At 64.9% G+C, this 16,663-nt stretch carries 15 protein-coding genes; 7 read left to right on the forward strand and 8 right to left on the reverse strand.

The window, feature by feature from the left end:
- Positions 1–12: 12 nt before the first annotated feature.
- Positions 13–1,707 carry an FAD-binding dehydrogenase gene (locus ACVWYS_RS08470; RefSeq protein ID WP_456508992.1) on the reverse strand — a complete coding sequence of 565 codons (1,695 nt, stop codon included), beginning with the start codon at positions 1,705–1,707 and terminating at the stop codon, positions 13–15.
- A 161-nt stretch (positions 1,708–1,868) separates the two neighbouring features.
- Here ACVWYS_RS08470 and ACVWYS_RS08475 point away from each other — a divergent pair, with 161 nt between their 5' ends.
- The gene (locus tag ACVWYS_RS08475) at positions 1,869–2,942 is read left to right on the forward strand and encodes a quinone-dependent dihydroorotate dehydrogenase (RefSeq protein WP_456508993.1); all 1,074 of its coding nucleotides are present in this window, start codon (positions 1,869–1,871) and stop codon (positions 2,940–2,942) included.
- Between the two features lie 96 nt (positions 2,943–3,038).
- On the opposite strand, the gene ACVWYS_RS08480 is transcribed toward ACVWYS_RS08475, so the two are convergent.
- Positions 3,039–3,638: a DUF3043 domain-containing protein gene (locus tag ACVWYS_RS08480; protein ID WP_116767703.1), complete on the reverse strand. Its 600-nt coding sequence runs from the start codon at positions 3,636–3,638 to the stop codon at positions 3,039–3,041.
- A gap of 105 nt (positions 3,639–3,743) precedes the next feature.
- Between ACVWYS_RS08480 and ACVWYS_RS08485 the strand changes: the two genes are divergently transcribed.
- The 5 genes from ACVWYS_RS08485 (at position 3,744) to ACVWYS_RS08505 (ending at position 8,933) form a co-directional block, all read left to right on the forward strand.
- Positions 3,744–5,174: a dipeptidase gene (locus ACVWYS_RS08485; protein ID WP_202615893.1), complete on the forward strand. Its 1,431-nt coding sequence runs from the start codon at positions 3,744–3,746 to the stop codon at positions 5,172–5,174.
- A 159-nt stretch (positions 5,175–5,333) separates the two neighbouring features.
- Positions 5,334–5,723: a HesB/IscA family protein gene (locus ACVWYS_RS08490; RefSeq protein WP_091251656.1), complete on the forward strand. Its 390-nt coding sequence runs from the start codon at positions 5,334–5,336 to the stop codon at positions 5,721–5,723.
- A gap of 207 nt (positions 5,724–5,930) precedes the next feature.
- Positions 5,931–6,803, forward strand: coding sequence for an aa3-type cytochrome oxidase subunit II (gene ctaC, locus ACVWYS_RS08495; protein ID WP_116767707.1), 873 nt, complete (start codon positions 5,931–5,933; stop codon positions 6,801–6,803).
- 10 nt (positions 6,804–6,813) lie between these two features.
- A complete protein-coding gene (ctaD, locus tag ACVWYS_RS08500) occupies positions 6,814–8,535 on the forward strand; it encodes an aa3-type cytochrome oxidase subunit I (protein ID WP_116767708.1) in 1,722 nt (573 codons plus the stop codon).
- Positions 8,532–8,933: a cytochrome c oxidase subunit 4 gene (locus ACVWYS_RS08505; RefSeq protein WP_116767710.1), complete on the forward strand. Its 402-nt coding sequence runs from the start codon at positions 8,532–8,534 to the stop codon at positions 8,931–8,933. Before ctaD ends, ACVWYS_RS08505 begins: the two co-directional genes overlap by 4 nt.
- Positions 8,934–9,021: 88 nt before the next feature.
- Here the strand turns inward: ACVWYS_RS08505 and ACVWYS_RS08510 are convergent, their stop codons facing one another.
- Both ACVWYS_RS08510 and ACVWYS_RS08515 read right to left on the reverse strand, forming a co-directional pair.
- Positions 9,022–10,230, reverse strand: coding sequence for an IS30 family transposase (locus ACVWYS_RS08510; RefSeq protein ID WP_456509162.1), 1,209 nt, complete (start codon positions 10,228–10,230; stop codon positions 9,022–9,024).
- A gap of 550 nt (positions 10,231–10,780) precedes the next feature.
- Complete coding sequence (locus ACVWYS_RS08515; RefSeq protein WP_456508994.1) at positions 10,781–11,074, reverse strand: HPr family phosphocarrier protein; 294 nt, start codon at positions 11,072–11,074, stop codon at positions 10,781–10,783.
- A gap of 247 nt (positions 11,075–11,321) precedes the next feature.
- On the opposite strand from ACVWYS_RS08515, the gene ACVWYS_RS08520 reads away from it, so the two are divergent.
- Positions 11,322–12,113 (forward strand): GntR family transcriptional regulator, encoded by a 792-nt coding sequence (locus ACVWYS_RS08520; protein ID WP_116767714.1) that lies wholly within the window; start codon positions 11,322–11,324, stop codon positions 12,111–12,113.
- A gap of 78 nt (positions 12,114–12,191) precedes the next feature.
- Here ACVWYS_RS08520 and qcrB read toward each other — a convergent pair whose 3' ends face one another.
- The 4 genes from qcrB to ctaE form a co-directional block, all read right to left on the reverse strand.
- Entirely contained in the window at positions 12,192–13,871 is a 1,680-nt protein-coding gene (gene qcrB / locus ACVWYS_RS08525) for a cytochrome bc1 complex cytochrome b subunit (protein WP_456508995.1), read from the reverse strand.
- Positions 13,849–14,922 carry a cytochrome bc1 complex Rieske iron-sulfur subunit gene (gene qcrA / locus ACVWYS_RS08530; RefSeq protein WP_344367421.1) on the reverse strand — a complete coding sequence of 358 codons (1,074 nt, stop codon included), beginning with the start codon at positions 14,920–14,922 and terminating at the stop codon, positions 13,849–13,851. The genes qcrB and qcrA overlap by 23 nt, the downstream gene beginning before the upstream one ends.
- A 100-nt stretch (positions 14,923–15,022) precedes the next feature.
- Complete coding sequence (gene qcrC, locus ACVWYS_RS08535) at positions 15,023–15,811, reverse strand: cytochrome bc1 complex diheme cytochrome c subunit (RefSeq protein WP_344367420.1); 789 nt, start codon at positions 15,809–15,811, stop codon at positions 15,023–15,025.
- 87 nt (positions 15,812–15,898) lie between these two features.
- Complete coding sequence (ctaE, locus tag ACVWYS_RS08540) at positions 15,899–16,537, reverse strand: aa3-type cytochrome oxidase subunit III (protein ID WP_202615894.1); 639 nt, start codon at positions 16,535–16,537, stop codon at positions 15,899–15,901.
- Positions 16,538–16,663 lie beyond the last annotated feature (126 nt).

Below are 16,663 nucleotides of genomic sequence, written 5' to 3' on the forward strand. Positions count from 1 at the left end.
CTGTGCTGCTGACTAGACGGCCAGCGCCGCGGCGCGGCCCGCTGAGCGACCGGAGAAGAGGCATCCGCCCAGGAAGGTCCCCTCGAGCGCGCGGTAGCCGTGGATTCCGCCTCCGCCGAACCCGGCGGCCTCACCGGCCGCGAACAGTCCCGGTACGGGCTGACCGGCGGCGTCCAGCACCCGCGACTGCAGATCCGTGTGGAGGCCGCCAAGGCTCTTGCGCGTCAGGACGGAGAGCCGGACGGCAAGCAGCGGCCCGTGCCGCGGATCCGTGAGCCGGTGCGGTGGCGCCACCCGCATGATCTTGTCCGTGGCGAAGCGGCGGGCGGCCCGGATGGCGGCCAGCTGCGGATCCTTGCCCAACCCGCTCGAAAACTGCCGGTCGCGGGCACGGACCAGGCGCTCCAGTTCCGTGGCATCAATGAGCCCGGCGCCGGTGAGGTCGTTCATCTTTCCGGCCAGCCCGGCGGGAGTCTTGGCCTGCAGGAAGTCGACCCCGCGGTCCAGGAACCGCTGGAGCGGCGTGTCGCTGCCCGGCCGCAGCCGCGAGGCCAGCAGCCGGACGTCCTTGCCCGTGAGATCGGGGTTTTGCTCGGAGCCGGAAAGTGCGAACTCCTTCAGGGCAATCGTCCTGTTAAGGACGAACCACGAATGGGCATGTCCGGTGGACAGAATGTGGCGCAGCGCCCCGAGGGAGTCGAAGCCGGGAAACAGGGGAGGGGGGAGCATCCGCCCCGCCGCATCCAGCCACAGGGCCGAAGGCCCGGGCAGGATCCGGATGCCGTGCCGCGGCCAGACCGGGGAATGGTTATGGATGCCCTCCGGGTAGTGCCACATCCGGTCGCCGTTAATGAGGTTCCCGCCGGCCTGGCTCACGGCCGGCAGAAAGTCTCCGTCCACCGAGGCGGGCACACCGCTCAGCATCGTTTCCGGCGCTCCGCCTCCCGGCCACTGTCTGCGGACCGACTCGTGGTTCCCGCCGATCCCGCCGGTCGTGACCACGACAGCTGCTGCCGCTGCCTCGAAGTTGCCGGCCCGGTGCCTGGAGGATTTTTCGCCCCGCCCCGCAGCGCTGGACTCGAGCAGCTCGCCGCGGACGCCGCTGATCCGGCCCGCAGTCTTGACGAGCCCGGTGGCGCGGTGCCGGAAATGGAAGCTCACGCGTCCGGCGTCAACGCCTTCACGGAGTTTTGCCAGGAAGGGCGCCAGCAGGGCGGGTCCCGTGCCCCAGACGACGTGGAAGCGCGGGACCGTGTTGCCGTGGCCGTCCGGGCCGTAGCCGCCGCGTTCGGCCCACTGCACCAGGGGAAACAGCCCGACGCCCAGCGCGGCGAGCCAGGCGCGCTTTTCCCCGGCCGCGAAGTTCACGTACGCCGCCGCCCACTCCTTCGCCAGCGCATCCTCGGGCCGGTCGAATCCTGCGGACGCGTGCCAGTCGGCGAGGGCCAGCTCTTCACTGTCCCGCACGCCGAGCCGGCGCTGTTCGGGGGAGTTGACCAGGAAGAGGCCGCCAAAGGACCAGTGTGCCTGGCCGCCGACGGATGCCTCCGGCTCCTGATCCAGCAGCGCCACCCGCCGGCCGGCAGCATACGCCTGCGCCGCGGCCACGAGCCCGGCCAGGCCCGCGCCGACCACCACGACATCGGCCTCGATCCCGCGCCCCGGCACCCCACGGCTGCCCGTCCCGACACCATCAATGCTGGTCATGGCTTCATGCTAACGCGCCCCGGGGTTCTTGGGCGCCGCATCCACGGCACGCAGCACCGCAGTTGCAACGGCTGTCATACCGGCTGTCATACCGGCAGTCATAACGGTTGCCCGTAGCGCGCTGGTTTGGTCTGGACGGCCCGAACCGGAAAACTAGAGGCATGCGCGTATATCCCACATTCTTCCGGCTGGCCTTCTCATGGATGGACGCCGAACGCGCCCATAAGATCGGGTTCAAAGCCATCCGGCTCGCCCACAGCTGCGGCGCCGGCCGGGTGCTGCAGAAGTTCACCGCCCCGGCGGCGTCCCTGCAGACCGAGGCGTTTGGCCTGACCTTTCCGTCGCCGTTCGGCCTCGCGGCCGGCTTCGACAAGGAAGGCCACGGCATCGAGGCGCTCACCGAGCTCGGCTTCGGCCACGTGGAAGTCGGCACCATCACCGGCCAGGCCCAGCCCGGCAACCCGGCACCCCGGCTCTTCCGCCTCGTGGAGGACCGGGCCGTCATCAACCGGATGGGGTTCAACAACGACGGCGCCGCGGCGGTGGCTCCGCGTCTGAAGTCCGCCCGGGCCGCCCTGCAGCGGCATTACCCCGGCGTGCGGCCCGTGATCGGGGTCAACATCGGCAAGAGCAAGGTGGTGGGACTAGAGGATGCAGTCTCCGACTATCTGATCAGCGCACGCAGCCTCGCCCCGGCCGCCGACTACCTGGTGGTCAATGTCAGCTCGCCCAACACGCCCGGCCTGCGGCTGCTGCAGGACGTCGAGACCCTGCGCCCGTTGTTGACCGCCGTCGGCGAGGAAGCGGACAAAGCGGCGGGCCGCCACGTTCCGCTCCTGGTCAAGATCGCACCCGACCTCAGCGACGAGGACATCGACGACGTCGCGCGCCTGGCGCTGGACCTGAAGCTGGACGGCATCATCGCGACCAACACCACCATCGCCCGCACCGGACTCTCGGCCAGCCCGGAGAAGGTCGAGGTCTGCGGGGCCGGGGGACTCTCCGGGGCGCCCCTGAAGAAGCGGGCGCTGGAGGTCCTGGCCCGGCTTAAGTCCGTTACGGGCGGCGCACTGACCCTCGTCTCCGTGGGCGGCGTCGAAACCGCCCAGGATGTGCAGGCGCGGCTGGACGCCGGCGCCACCCTCGTCCAGGGCTACACGGCGTTTCTGTACGAAGGCCCGTTCTGGGCCGCCCGCATCAACCGGCTGCTGGCCACGCACCCGAGCCGGCGCTAAGCCGCCGCGGGCCGGGCCACCTGCCCCGCGCGACGAAGCCCCCGGCAGTATTGAACTGCCGGGGGCTTCGTGGTTGGAAATCCTAGGGACAAATGATCAGGCGGGGAACTCTCCGCGGCTGACCTGGGGCTTGGGCAGGCGCAGCCGGCGGAACTGCAGGGAGCGCATCGAGCCGTACCAGACGGTGCCGCGTTCCACCTCGCCGAACTTCTCGCTGAGCCGCTTCTTGAGCTTGCGGGAGAGGATGAAGACATCCACGAAGACGGCCAGGAACATAACCCAGAAGGCGCCCAGGACGTAGATCATCTGCTGGCTGGAAGCCGGCACCAGCAGCGAGATGACGACGAACAGGAGTGCCCCGAACATGAGGTACTCGCCCAGGCTGAAGCGGGCATCGACGTAGTCACGGGTGAAACGCTTCTGCGGACCTTTGTCGCGCACCGGCAGGAACTTCTCGTCACCGCTGTCCATGGCCTGCCGCATCTTGAGCCGCTGTTCCGTGACGGCGGCGCGCTCGGCCGCCTTGGAAGCCTTGCGGTCTTCCGGCACGAGCGGCCGCTTGCGGGCGGCCTCCTGGGCGCTCCGCTTGGGCGTGGGCGCGCCCTTGCCGGTCACGGTGCCCCGGGCTGCCGCCTCGGCCGCCTGCTGGTCAACTACGTTCTGCGCCGCGGGCGCTTCCTTTTTTCGTCCAAACACCCCTAAAGAATACCCCGCAGATCCCGGCGCGAGACCCAGCACACACGCGGTCAGCCACGCCCTCACGCTGTTTGCCGTGATCCAGCACACGGTAGTGTTTTCGCCATGACTTCATCAACTGCGGGGAACCCGCAAACCACCATGGACCACGCCGGCACCATCGATGCCGAGGCCCTCCGCCAGGCCGTGACGGAATCGTTCGATGAAACGATCAGCCGGCTGAAAGACCTTGTCGCCATTCCGGGCATCGCCTGGCCCAGCTTTGACCCGGCCCCGCTGAACCGCAGCGCAGACGCCGTCGCCGGCCTCGTGCGCGCCAGCGGCTTCGAGGACGTCCGGATCCTCCGCTGCGACAAGGAAGACGGAACGCCAGGCGGGCCCGCCGTCGTCGCCCGCCGCCCGGCCGCCGCCGGCAAGCCCACCGTTCTGCTCTACGCCCACCACGACGTCCAGCCCACCGGCGACCTCGCGCTGTGGGAAACCGACCCCTTTACCGCCGTCGAACGCGACGGGCGGCTCTTCGGCCGCGGCGCCGCGGATGACAAAGCGGGCATCCTCGCCCATGTCGCCGCCTACTCCGCCGTGACGCGCGTGCTCGGTGACGAGCTTGGCCTCGGCGTGACATTCTTCTTCGAAGGGGAAGAAGAGGCCGGTTCACCGACGTTCCGGACATTCCTCGAGACCCACCGCGAACTGCTGCGCGCTGACGTGATCGTCGTGGCCGACTCCAGCAACTGGAAGGTCGGCATCCCGGCCCTGACCACGAGCCTGCGCGGCCTGGTGGACGGCACCATCGAAGTCAAGGTGCTCGACCACGCGGTGCATTCGGGCATGTTCGGCGGTCCGGTGCTTGACGCGCCGACCCTGCTGTCCCGTCTGATCGCGACCCTTCACGACGCCGATGGCAGCGTCGCGATCGAGGGCCTCGTGAGCCGTGACGACGTCACCGTGGACCTGACCGAAGAGGAATACCGGGCGGACGCTTCCGTGCTCGACGGCGTCAAGCTCGCCGGGACCGGGAGCATTGCCTCACGCATGTGGACCAAGCCGGCCCTGTCGATCATCGGTTTTGACGCTCCGGCCGTCGACGTCGCCTCCAACACCCTGCTGCCCCGCGCCCGGGCCAAGTTCAGCCTGCGGCTGGCTCCCGGGCAGGATCCGGCAGCCGCCATGGAAGCCGTCCGCAAGCACGTCGAAGCCAATGCGCCGTTCGGCGCGCAGGTGGTGTTCACGCCGGGGGAGAGCGGCAACTCCTTCTTGACGGACACGGCTTCCAAGGCCGCGGGCGTGGCCATGTGGGCCCTCGGCGAAGCCTGGGGCGTACCGGCGGTGGAAATGGGGATCGGCGGGTCCATCCCGTTCATCGCGGACTTGACCGAGCTGTACCCGGACGTGCAGATCCTGGTGACCGGCGTCGAGGATCCGGATTCCCGCGCGCACAGCGCCAATGAATCCCTCCACCTGGGCGACTTCCGGAACGCGATCATCGCCGAGGCGCTGCTGCTGGCGCGCCTCAACGAGGAAGGGGCGCTCTAACCTCCGTTCCCGGGGAACATCCAGCGTGCTGGGACGGTTACGTCAGGAGTTAGAGCTACAGGGCTGATCGACGTAGCATGTAGCTATAGCCCATACCGTTTAAGTAGGGGCGGGCACCGCGCAAGCGGGGCCGCCACCACCGTTGCAAGAAGGTAGGCCATGAGCACTACAACCAATGAAAACAGCGCCGACGCCACGGCCCCCGAGGCCGGCGAGCTGGCCACGCACGAAGTCATGCTGACTGACGTCGCGGCCGGCAAGGTCCGCAGCCTCCTCGAGCAGGAAGGCCGCACTGATCTGCGCCTGCGCGTTGCCGTGCAGCCCGGCGGTTGCTCCGGCCTGATCTACCAGCTCTACTTCGACGAGCGCCTGCTCGACGGAGACGCTGTGCGCGACTACGACGGCGTGGAAGTCGTCGTCGACAAGATGAGCGTTCCCTATCTCAGCGGTGCCAGCATCGACTTCGAGGACACCATCTCGAAGCAGGGCTTCACGATCGACAATCCGAATGCCGGCGGCTCCTGCGCCTGCGGGGATTCTTTCCACTAATTCCTTCCACTAAGGCCGGGCATATTGCCCGGCCTTAGTGCCGCCCGGGCCTCAACGAGCGGGACCCGGAAAAAGGTCCCGACGCACGGCGCGGACATGTGGGCGAAAACTCCCGGGGAGCGGTAAGCTCTACACCGAGTAGTAAAACTTTTCGTTTGCCCTGCCCGTAATTCGCGGGGCAACAGCAACAAGTAGGAAGGGCCGTCTGTGAGTTCGCAGAACCGAACCGGCAGCCGACGCAAACAGATCACTACGATCACTGGCTTGGCACTAGCCGGCGCGTTGGCTTTGACTGGATGTTCACCAGAGGTACAGAGGGGCTGGTTGCCCACCGAACGTGGCACCACCAGTAATACTGACCGCATCATGGACCTCTGGGTCAACTCATGGATTGCCGCGCTGGTCGTCGGCATCATCACTTGGGGCCTGATGATTTGGTGCATCGTTGCTTACCGCCGCCGCAAAGGCACGGTGGGCTTCCCCCGTCAGAACAGCTTCAACCTTCCCCTGGAAGTGTTCTACCTGACGATCCCGCTCTTCATGGTCCTGGTGTTCTTCTACTTCACCGACCGCGACCAGCAGCAGATCGATGACCGCTCCAAGCCGGCCGACGTCGTCGTCGACGTCCGCGGCAAGCAGTGGGCATGGGACTTCAACTACAAGAAGGGCGACGTCATCACCGACGACGTCCACGAAGCCGGCGTCCAGGCCCACCTGACCGGTAACGACGTGGACAAGGAAAAGCTGCCCACCCTTTACCTGCCGGTCAACAAGTCGGTTGACCTCGAACTGAATTCCCGCGATGTCATCCACTCCTTCTGGGTGCCTGCCTTCCTGCAGAAGCGCGACATGATCCCCGGCAAGACCAACTACATCCGGTTCACTCCCACCAAGGAGGGAACCTACGACGGCAAGTGTGCCGAACTTTGTGGCGAGTACCACTCCGAAATGCTGTTCCGCGTGAAGGTTGTCTCCGACTCGGAGTTCCAGGCGCACATGAACCAGTTGCGCCAGGACGGGAACACCGGCCTGCTCGGTGACGAGTACGACCGCAACCCGGTCCCGACCGAAACCAAGTAAGGGGAGCGACGTGGCAACTTACACTCAATCCGCCGGGATCCTCGAGGCTCCCGTAGTACCCAAATCCAAGGGACGCATCGTCGTCAACTGGATCACCTCGACCGACCACAAGACGATCGGGTACATGTACCTGATCGCGTCGTTCATCTTCTTCTGCTTCGGCGGCATCATGGCGCTGCTGATCCGTGCCGAGCTCTTCGAGCCGGGCATGCAGATCCTGCAGACCAAAGAGCAGTACAACCAGCTCTTCACCATGCACGGCACAGTGATGCTCCTGATGTTCGCGACGCCGCTCTTCGCCGGCTTCACCAACGTCATCATGCCCCTGCAGATCGGTGCACCCGACGTCGCGTTCCCGCGACTGAACGCACTGGCCTTCTGGTTCTTCCTCTTCGGTTCCACCATTGCGGTGTCCGGCTTCATCACCCCGCAGGGCGCCGCGTCCTTCGGCTGGTTCGCCTACGCGCCGCTGTCTGACACGACGTTCAGCCCCGGCGTGGGCGGTGACCTCTGGGTCTTCGGCCTGGCGCTCTCCGGCTTCGGCACCATCCTCGGCGCCGTCAACTTCATCACCACGATCATCTGCATGCGTGCCCCCGGCATGACCATGTGGCGCATGCCGATCTTCACCTGGAACGCACTCGTGACGTCCATCCTGGTCCTGATGGCCTTCCCGCCGCTGGCCGCCGCACTGTTTGCGCTCGGTGCCGACCGCCGCTTTGGCGCTCACATCTTCGACCCCGCGAACGGCGGTGCCGTCCTCTGGCAGCACCTGTTCTGGTTCTTCGGCCACCCTGAGGTGTACATCATCGCCCTGCCGTTCTTCGGCATCGTCTCGGAGATCTTCCCGGTCTTCAGCCGCAAGCCGATCTTCGGCTACAAGGGCCTGGTCTACGCGACCATCTCCATCGCCGCACTGTCCGTGACCGTGTGGGCACACCACATGTACGTCACCGGCTCGGTCCTGTTGCCGTTCTTCTCCTTCATGACGATGCTGATCGCCGTTCCGACCGGTGTGAAGTTCTTCAACTGGATCGGCACCATGTGGCGGGGTTCCATCACCTTTGAAACCCCCATGCTGTGGAGCATCGGCTTCCTGGCGACCTTCCTCTTCGGTGGCCTGACCGGCATCATCCTGGCCTCGCCGCCGCTGGACTTCCACGTCTCGGACTCCTACTTCGTCGTGGCGCACTTCCACTACGTGGTCTTCGGTACGGTCGTGTTCGCCATGTTCGCGGGCTTCTACTTCTGGTGGCCCAAGTGGACCGGCAAGATGCTCAACGAGCGTCTCGGCAAGATCCACTTCTGGATGCTGTTCCTGGGCTTCCACGGCACCTTCCTGATCCAGCACTGGCTGGGTGTCGAGGGTATGCCGCGCCGCTACGCCGACTACCTGCCGCAGGACAACTTCACGTGGATGAACCAGTTCTCCACCATCTCCTCGTTCGTCCTGGGCGCCTCGCTGATCCCGTTCTTCTGGAACATCTACATCACCTGGCGCAGCAACGACCGCGTGGAAGTTGATGACCCGTGGGGCTTCGGTGCCTCGCTCGAGTGGGCCACGTCCTGCCCGCCGCCGCGCCACAACTTCACGTCCCTGCCCCGCATCCGCTCCGAACGTCCCGCGCTGGACCTGCACCACCCGGAGCTCTCCCAGAACTACACCGTCGATTCTCCTGCTCCGGCAGCAGCAGCGCTCGGTAACGCCGACCAGAAGGACTCCGGCAAGTGAAAATCGAATCAAGGATCTTTGGCCTCGGCGTCTTCTTCTTTGTCCCGGTGGCGTTCATTTACGGGTACCTGACGAACTGGACCGAATGGGTGGGAGCACTTGCCATCCTGCTGGTCGGTGGCCTTGCCGGCATGATCGGTGCCTACCTCGGCTTCACCGGCCGGCGCGTGGGTATGCGACCCGAGGACCGCAACGACGCCGAAATCCACGAAGGTGCCGGCGAACAGGGCCACTTCAGCCCCTGGAGCTGGTGGCCGCTGGTTCTCGGCATCGCCTGCGCTACCGGATTCCTCGGCATGGCCGTCGGATTCTGGATTGTCTTCATCGCGGGCGGCCTCGCGGTCGTCGCCCTGGTCGGCTGGGTCTACGAGTACAGCCGCGGTGACCACGCTCACTAGCGTCCACACGGACAAATCTCCATAACGCATACGACGGCGGGCCCCACCACAAAGGGCGGTTTCTAGGGGTCGTTGCAACACCTGTTGGTTAGGTGGTTAGTAGTAAATCACGTAGGCGCTCGGCTGGAGTTTTCCAGCCGAGCGTTTTGCGTGGGCGTCCGTTGAGTTCCTGGGCGACGTGTTCGAGGTCTTCGGGTCCGTAGACGGAGAGGTCGGTGCCTTTGGGGAAGTACTGGCGCAGCAGCCCGTTGGTGTTCTCGTTCGAGCCGCGTTGCCAGGGGCTTCCGGGGTCGCAGAAATAGACCTGCATATCGGTGGCGAGGGTGAAGGATTTATGTCCTGCCATTTCCGCGCCCTGGTCCCACGTCAGGGAGCCTCGCAGGTGCTCCGGCAGGGTGGCCATGGTCTTGATGAGTCCGTCACGGACGGTTTCGGCCGTGTGGTCATGTGGCAGGTGGACGAGCATCACGTAACGGGTGGTGCGTTCGACCAGGGTCGCGATCGCTGACTGGTTGTAGGCGCCGGTAATAAGGTCCCCCTCCCAATGGCCTGGCACGGCGCGGTCCTCGATCTCGGGCGGACGCTCGGAGATCATGACCATGGGGTCCACGAACCGGGGAGTGCGTTGTTCCCCGGTGTTGTGCGGTTTGCGACGTGTCCGGCTGCTGCGCAGGGCTGCCTGTATCTCGCGTTTGAGTCCGCCTCTGGCCTGGACGTAGAGGGCTTGGTAGATCGTCTCTGGGCTCACGCGCATCTCCGGGTTGTCGGGGAACTCCTCGACCAGCGTGTGGCTGATCTGCTCCGGTGACCAGCGTAGGAGCAGTTTGTTCTTCACATAGTCACGCAGATCCGACTCTCCCGCGAGTTTGGCGGGTTTGGGCCGCGCCCGCCGGGCAGTGGCCTTCCGGTGCGCCGCGTGGGGCAGGTAGCCCATCCGTTGATCGGTATTCCGGCCCAGCTCGCGGCTGATCGTTGAAGGCGATCGTCCCAGGGTATGGGCAATCGCCCTGATCGATGCACCGGAGGCCGTCAGGTCCCGGATCATCTCCCGCTCCTGGACGCTGAGGTATCGCGGATCGATAGGTTTCTCAAGGGCCGGGATCGATACCGGGGGCCGGGCAGGCGGTTTCCCGGCGGGACGGGCAGAAGCAGTCAAAGAGTCCACGTCTTGGTTGTAGTTCATTCCGCGTCCGGTCGGATAAATGCGTCGCCCGCCGGATTTCCTGACACCCAGATCCCATTCCCGGGCCTGGCCACGGGGAACGTCCAGAGCCTTAGCGGCCTCGCGCCGGCTCAGTCCCGTAGCACGCAGCCGCACGTATTCTTCTCGTCGGCGGTGGCTCACGGGCCGGCTGGCAATGCCCGCCTCGCGTGCCCAGCGGGACGCGGTGTCTACGTTCAGGCCGAGCTCGGTGGCAGCAACAGTGGCGCTCCCTTCCCGCTCGAGAACGGAGAAGAACTCCCTTTTCTGTTCAAGCGTGTACTTGGCTCTGACCGCGGAAGTCAGGCCGGCCTTTCGAACCCACTGATAGCAGGTGTTCCGGTTCAATCCGAGCTCTGCCGCGGCGTCCGTCACACTTCCAAGTCGATCAAAGACCCGGAAGAACTCTTCCCTCTGCTGAACAGTCGATCTCGCATACTTCCGGAACTCCGATGAAGCGTCGCTTAAATGCGGCACGGTCGTTGCAACTCCCAAAATCTATGGGTGTTGCAACGACCGTTAGAACCCAAGAAGGTGGGGCCCGCCGTCGTATGCGTGCTTAAGGCTGGGGAAGTTCAGAGAGCGGTCCGCAGGCGGGGCGGTAATCCGAGTCCGCACCGCGAACCGGGAGCGCCGCCCAGGGGCCTCAGGCGGCGGCCGCCGATTCGAGGAGGATCCTAAGCTCCTCGAGTGCGTTCTCTGCCTGCGCCAGGGTGAAACGGTCCGGGAGGGCGTCCGCCGCGACGGCAAGCTCCACTTCACAGCCACATGCGAAGTCCTCGGTCATGACCTCCAGCAGCGAGCGGGCGTCCACGCCCGGTCTGCCGTCCTTGCTGATGGTCACCGGAAGCCCGGTGGCGGTGACGGCGCGGACAAATACCGCCGCCGGGCGGGCGTGAAGGCCGATGGCGGCCGTGACGATTGCCTTGCGAACTGGCAACGGGACTCCCTTGTGCTGGTGCAGGTTCTGCTCATGATGGTCTGGCGGACGCGCGCATCCGGACGGGGAACCAGTCCGGAGCGACAGGATCAGGTCACCCGGTGCCGGTCCGTATCTTCAAGGGTAGTCGCGGGGGAGCGGACGGGACGAACTGCGACGGCCGGGTGGTCTAGACCTGCCGGGCTGCGGGTTTACCCTTGATACATGACTGTTTTTCCCACGCCGGGACCCGCTGCGAGGCTGCATCATGCCGTCTTCTAACGCGTCCGCGATGGTTGGCGACATTGATCGGCAGAGCGGCATCCCCATTTACGTCCAGCTGCGTGAAATCCTCCGTGCGCACATCGCTGCGGCCTGCCCGCCGGGTTCGGCGCTGCCGTCTGAACGTGACCTCGCCGAGCGGTTCGGACTCGCCCGGATGACCGTCCGCCAGGCCATCGATGCGCTCGTGGGTGAGGAAGTGATTGAACGCGTCGTGGGGCTGGGCACGTTCGTGCGCAAGCCCAAACTCGACCTCCAGGTCAAACTGACCTCGTACAGCGAGGAGATGCAGCGCCGCGGCATGGTCCCGGCGGCCAAGGTCCTGAGCTTCGAGCAGATCGGCGCCAGCGCCTTCCTGGCCCGCGAGCTGCAACTGGAGGAGGGCACGCCTCTGGTCCGGTTCCGGCGGCTGCTGCTGGCCGACAACGAGCCCATGAGCGTGGACGAGAACTTCATCCCGGCCCACCGGGTGCCGGGCCTGCTGGATGAGGCACCGCCCACGTCCCTCTACAACGTGCTGAGCGAACGCTACGGGCTGGTCATGGAATGGGGCGAGGACATGATCGAGGCGACGGCCGCCTCGCCGTCAACGGCCAGGCTCCTGAACGTGGAGGTCGGCACGCCGCTGCTGAAGATCCAGCGCCATGCTTTTGTGGCCCGCGCGATGGTGGACTACTCCGTGTCCTACTACCGGGCCGACCGGTACAAGCTCTGGGTGCCCCTGCAGCGCCCCGGCGTCCGGCCCACTCGTAACTACGCCTCGGGCTACCGCCCGTAGCCACAGCAGCCAGCCAGATGCAGAAAGGCCCGGTCCCAAGGGGGACCGGGCCTTTCTGCTAGTGCTGCTTGGTGCTGCCTAGTGGCTCAGCGTCTTCTGCGAAGCTGCTGCCTCGACGGCCTCGTGGCTGCCGTGGTGGCCGTGTGCGGCTTCCAACTCGGCGGGAGTGACCGGGGCAACCCGGTCCTCGAAGAACCAGCGGGAGAGCTTGGCGCGGCGGTTTTCCTTGCGGTCCACGACGCCGTGTTCGTTCGGCACCGCGGGAAGCGGGGCCGGTGACTCGAAGCCGACCAGCTTGTAGCGCTTGTACTCGTCCAGCGGGGCGTGAACCTCGATGAACTCACCGTGCGGCAGGCGCACGATGCGTCCGGTTTCACGGCCGTGCAGGGCGATCTCACGGTCCTTGCGCTGGAGCGCCAGGGCGACGCGCTTAGTCACGACGAACGCGATCACCGGGCCGACGAAGAACAGTGCGCGCAGCCAGTAGGTCACATCGTTCAGGGCAACGTTGAAGTGCGTGGCGATGAGGTCCGAGCCTGCGGCGGCCCACATCACGCAGTACCAAACGAAGCCGGCCATGCCGATAGCCGTACGGGTAGGAGCGTTGCGGGGACGGTCCAGGACGTGGTGCTCGCGGTTGTCCTTCGTGATCCAGCGTTCGATCCACGGGTAGGTGAACATCACGGTGAACAGGATGCCGGCCGGGACGAGCGCCGGCAGAAGGACGTTGAAGGTGAAGACGTAGCCGAACCACACCTGCTCGACCTTCCAGTCGCCGATCGTGCCCGGCATCAGGCGCAGGGCGCCGTCAACGAAACCGATGTACCAGTCAGGCTGCGTGCCTGCCGACACCGGTGAAGGGTCGTACGGACCGTAGTTCCAGATCGGGTTGATGGTGAAGAACGCCGCCATGAGGGCGACCACACCGAACACGATGAAGAAGAAGCCACCGGCCTTCGCCGCGTAAACCGGACCCAGGGGGTAGCCGACGACGTTGCCGTCGTTACGGCCGGGGCCGGGGTACTGCGTGTGCTTGTGCACAACCACCATGAAGAGGTGCATCACGATCATCAGCAGGATGAGCGCGGGAACCAGGAGGATGTGCAGCATGTAGAGGCGGCTGATGATCATGGTGCCGGGGAACTCGCCGCCGAAGAGGAAGAACGAGGTGTAGGTGCCGATGACCGGAATGGACTTGATGACGCCGTCGATGATGCGCAGGCCGTTGCCGGAGAGCAGGTCATCGGGGAGCGAGTAGCCGGTGAAGCCTGCAGCCATGGACAGGATGAGCAGGACGCCGCCCACCACCCAGTTCAGCTCGCGGGGCTTGCGGAAAGCGCCGGTGAAGAACACGCGGAGCATGTGCACAGACACGGAGGCGACGAACAGAAGTGCGGACCAGTGGTGTACCTGGCGCATGAACAGACCGCCGCGGACATCGAAGGAGATGTTCAGGGAGGAGCTGTACGCCACGGACATTTCAACGTTCTTCAGCGGCGTGTACGAGCCAGCGTAGTGCGTCTCCGCCATGGACGGATCGAAGAAGAACGTCAGAAACGTGCCCGAGAGGAGCAGGATGACGAAGGAGTACAGTGCCACTTCGCCAAACATGAATGACCAGTGGTCAGGGAAGACCTTCCGGCCAAATTCGCGGAGGATTCCGGAGCCGCCAACACGCTGGTCGACGAAGTCGGTGATGCGGCCGCCTGTAGTCTTGGCGACGAAGACAGGGGCATCAGGCGTTGTTGTTGAGGACATGCTGCTCACGCTCCCAGTAGCTCGGTCCGACGGGTTCATGGAAGTCGCTCGTGGCGACCAGGTAGCCCTCGGCGTCGACTGCGATAGGCAGCTGGGGGAGAGGACGGCTGGCCGGGCCAAAGATAACCTTGCACTGCTGGGTGAGGTCAAAGGTTGACTGGTGGCACGGGCACAGCAGGTGGTGGGTCTGCTGCTCGTACAGGGCAACAGGGCAACCAACATGGGTGCAGATCTTGGAGTACGCGACAATCCCGTTGTAGGCCCAGCTTTCACGGCCGGGGGAAGGGTGGAGCTCGTTCGGGTCCAGGCGCATGAGCAGAACGACGGACTTGGCCTTCTCGTTCAGCTTGCCTTCACTCAGTTCGTTCAGCCCTTCCGGGATGACGTGGAAAGCGGAGCCGATGGTGACGTCCGCGGCCTTGATGGGAGTGCCATCGGGGTCGCGGGCAAGGCGCTTCAGCTTGCCATCCGGGGCCGGAGCCCACAGCGTGTGCGCCAGCGCGAAGTCCGGCCGGGGGCCGAGGTCACCGAAGATGGCGAGGGCCGGCAGGGGCGCGAGTGCGACCGCGCCGAGCAGGGTATTGCGGATCAGCGGCCGGCGCTTGATGCCGGTTTCTTCGACAATGTCATCAACGATGCGGACGGCAGCCTGGCGGTCTTCCTCGGTGCGGATCGCGTGGCGCTCTTCCGAGACCTCGTGGTCCGGCATCAGGGCCTTGGCCCAGTGGACGATGCCGGTGCCGATGCCCAGCATCGCGAACGCGGTGCCGATGCCCAGCAAGGCATTCTGGAGTCGGATCGTGGCGATCGAGGAATCGTTCCCCAGATCGATCGCGAAGTACGACACCAGGAATATCAGGGTGCCAACGACCGAGGTGCCAAACAGAAGGGCTACCTGCCGTTCTGCTTTCTTTGCGGCCCTCGGGTCCGTGTCAGCCAGGCGCAAACGGTGCGGGGGAATTCCAGGATCCTGGAACTTCTCCACCTCATTCTGACCAGCCGTAGCTACGGTGCCCGAGTGGTTCGGACTGCCGTCACTATGGTTGCCCATAATTCGCCTCATCCTTCTCTCGTCTCGGCCTATGCCGAGTTAGGTTTCAATTCAAACTGCTGACGGGTCAGCAGAAAATTCTTACAGGTGCAAGGTCCGCTTAGGAGGTGCGGGATGTGAGCCAGATCGTGAACGCGATGATGACGCCCAACCCGGCGATCCAGACAAAGAGACCTTCGGAAACCGGTCCCAAAGCTCCAAGATCTGCGCCACCGGGCGAGCCATTGGATTCAATCTGCTTCAGGTAGGTGATGATGTCGCGCTTCCCCTCGGGGGAGATGTTCGCGTCATTGAATACCGGCATGTTCTGGGGGCCGGTGACCATGGCTTCGTAGATGTGCTGTCCGGAGACACCCGAGAGCGCCGGGGCGAACTTGCCCCGGGTCAGGGCACCGCCGGCGGCGGCGGCGTTGTGGCACATGGCGCAGTTGGTGCGGAAGAGTTCCCCGCCCTTGGCGGCGTCGCCCTTCTCATCGAGCACACCCGCTTCGGGGACGGCCGGGCCGGGGCCCAGCGAGGCAACGTAAGCAGCGAGCTGCTTGGTCTGTTCCTCGTTGAACTGGTTGGGCTTCTTCTGGGCCTGCGGGCCGTTCATCTGCATGGGCATGCGGCCGGTGCCGACCTGGAAGTCAACAGCGGCGGCGCCGACGCCCACAAGCGACGGTCCGGACTGAGAGCCGCTGGCACCCATGCCGTGGCAGGTTGCGCAGTTGGCGGCGAAGAGCTTGCCGCCTTCCTCTACGTCGCTTGCGCTATAGGTGTTGGTGTCGGCCTTGGCCTGGTTGACGGTGGTGGCAACGGCGTACAGCCCACCCGTGACCAAGAGGCCCATCAGCAGCAGCGCAATTGCTGCCAGTGGGTGACGTCGCTTCTGCGAGAGTGCCTTCACGTGGTGGTTCCTTTATTCGATCCTGCGGTGGCTCCTGGAGCCGCTTCTTGAAATTCTGCCTCTTGTAGAAAAAGAGTCAAGTCAGGGCTACTTGAGGACGTAGATGACCAGGAAGAGGCCAATCCAGACGACGTCCACGAAGTGCCAGTAGTACGAGGTGACAATCGCCGAGGTTGCTTCAAAGTGGCCGAACTTCTTCGCGGCGAAGGAGCGGCCCAAGATGAGCAGGAAGGCAATCAGGCCGCCGATGACGTGCAGGCCGTGGAAGCCTGTCGTTATATAGAAGGCGGAACCGTAGGCGTTGGAGGACAGCGAGACGTGCTCGGATACGAGCATGGAGTACTCGGTCGTCTGACCGGCAACGAAGAAGGCACCCATGAGGAACGTGAGGATGAACCATCCGTTCATCCCCCAGCGGGTGAAGCTGAAGACTCCGCCGGTCCGGCGCGGCTGGAGCCGCTCCGCAGCGAAGACGCCCATCTGGCAAGTAAAGGAACTTGCCACAAGGACGATCGTGTTAACGAGCGCAAAGGGGAAGTTGAGCTTGGCTGTCTCTTCAGCCCACATCAGTCCGGAGGTCGAACGGAGTGTGAAGTACATGGCGAAGAGACCGGCGAAGAACATCAACTCACTGGACAGCCACACAACGGTTCCAACAGAAACCATGTTCGGGCGGTTCAGCGTCGGGTGCGCCGGGGTACTGGGGGCATGGGTCGCAGATGTCACATAGACATTATGTCTATAAAAGTCCGTCCTGCCCAACGCAAACCGCCATTTCGGAGGACTTTTTCTACAAAGACGCGAATTCGCGCGGAAAAGTTCCCGGAGGGGTTCACATTGGTCTTTGCGGGG

The organism is Arthrobacter sp. TE12231 (assembly GCF_054062895.1).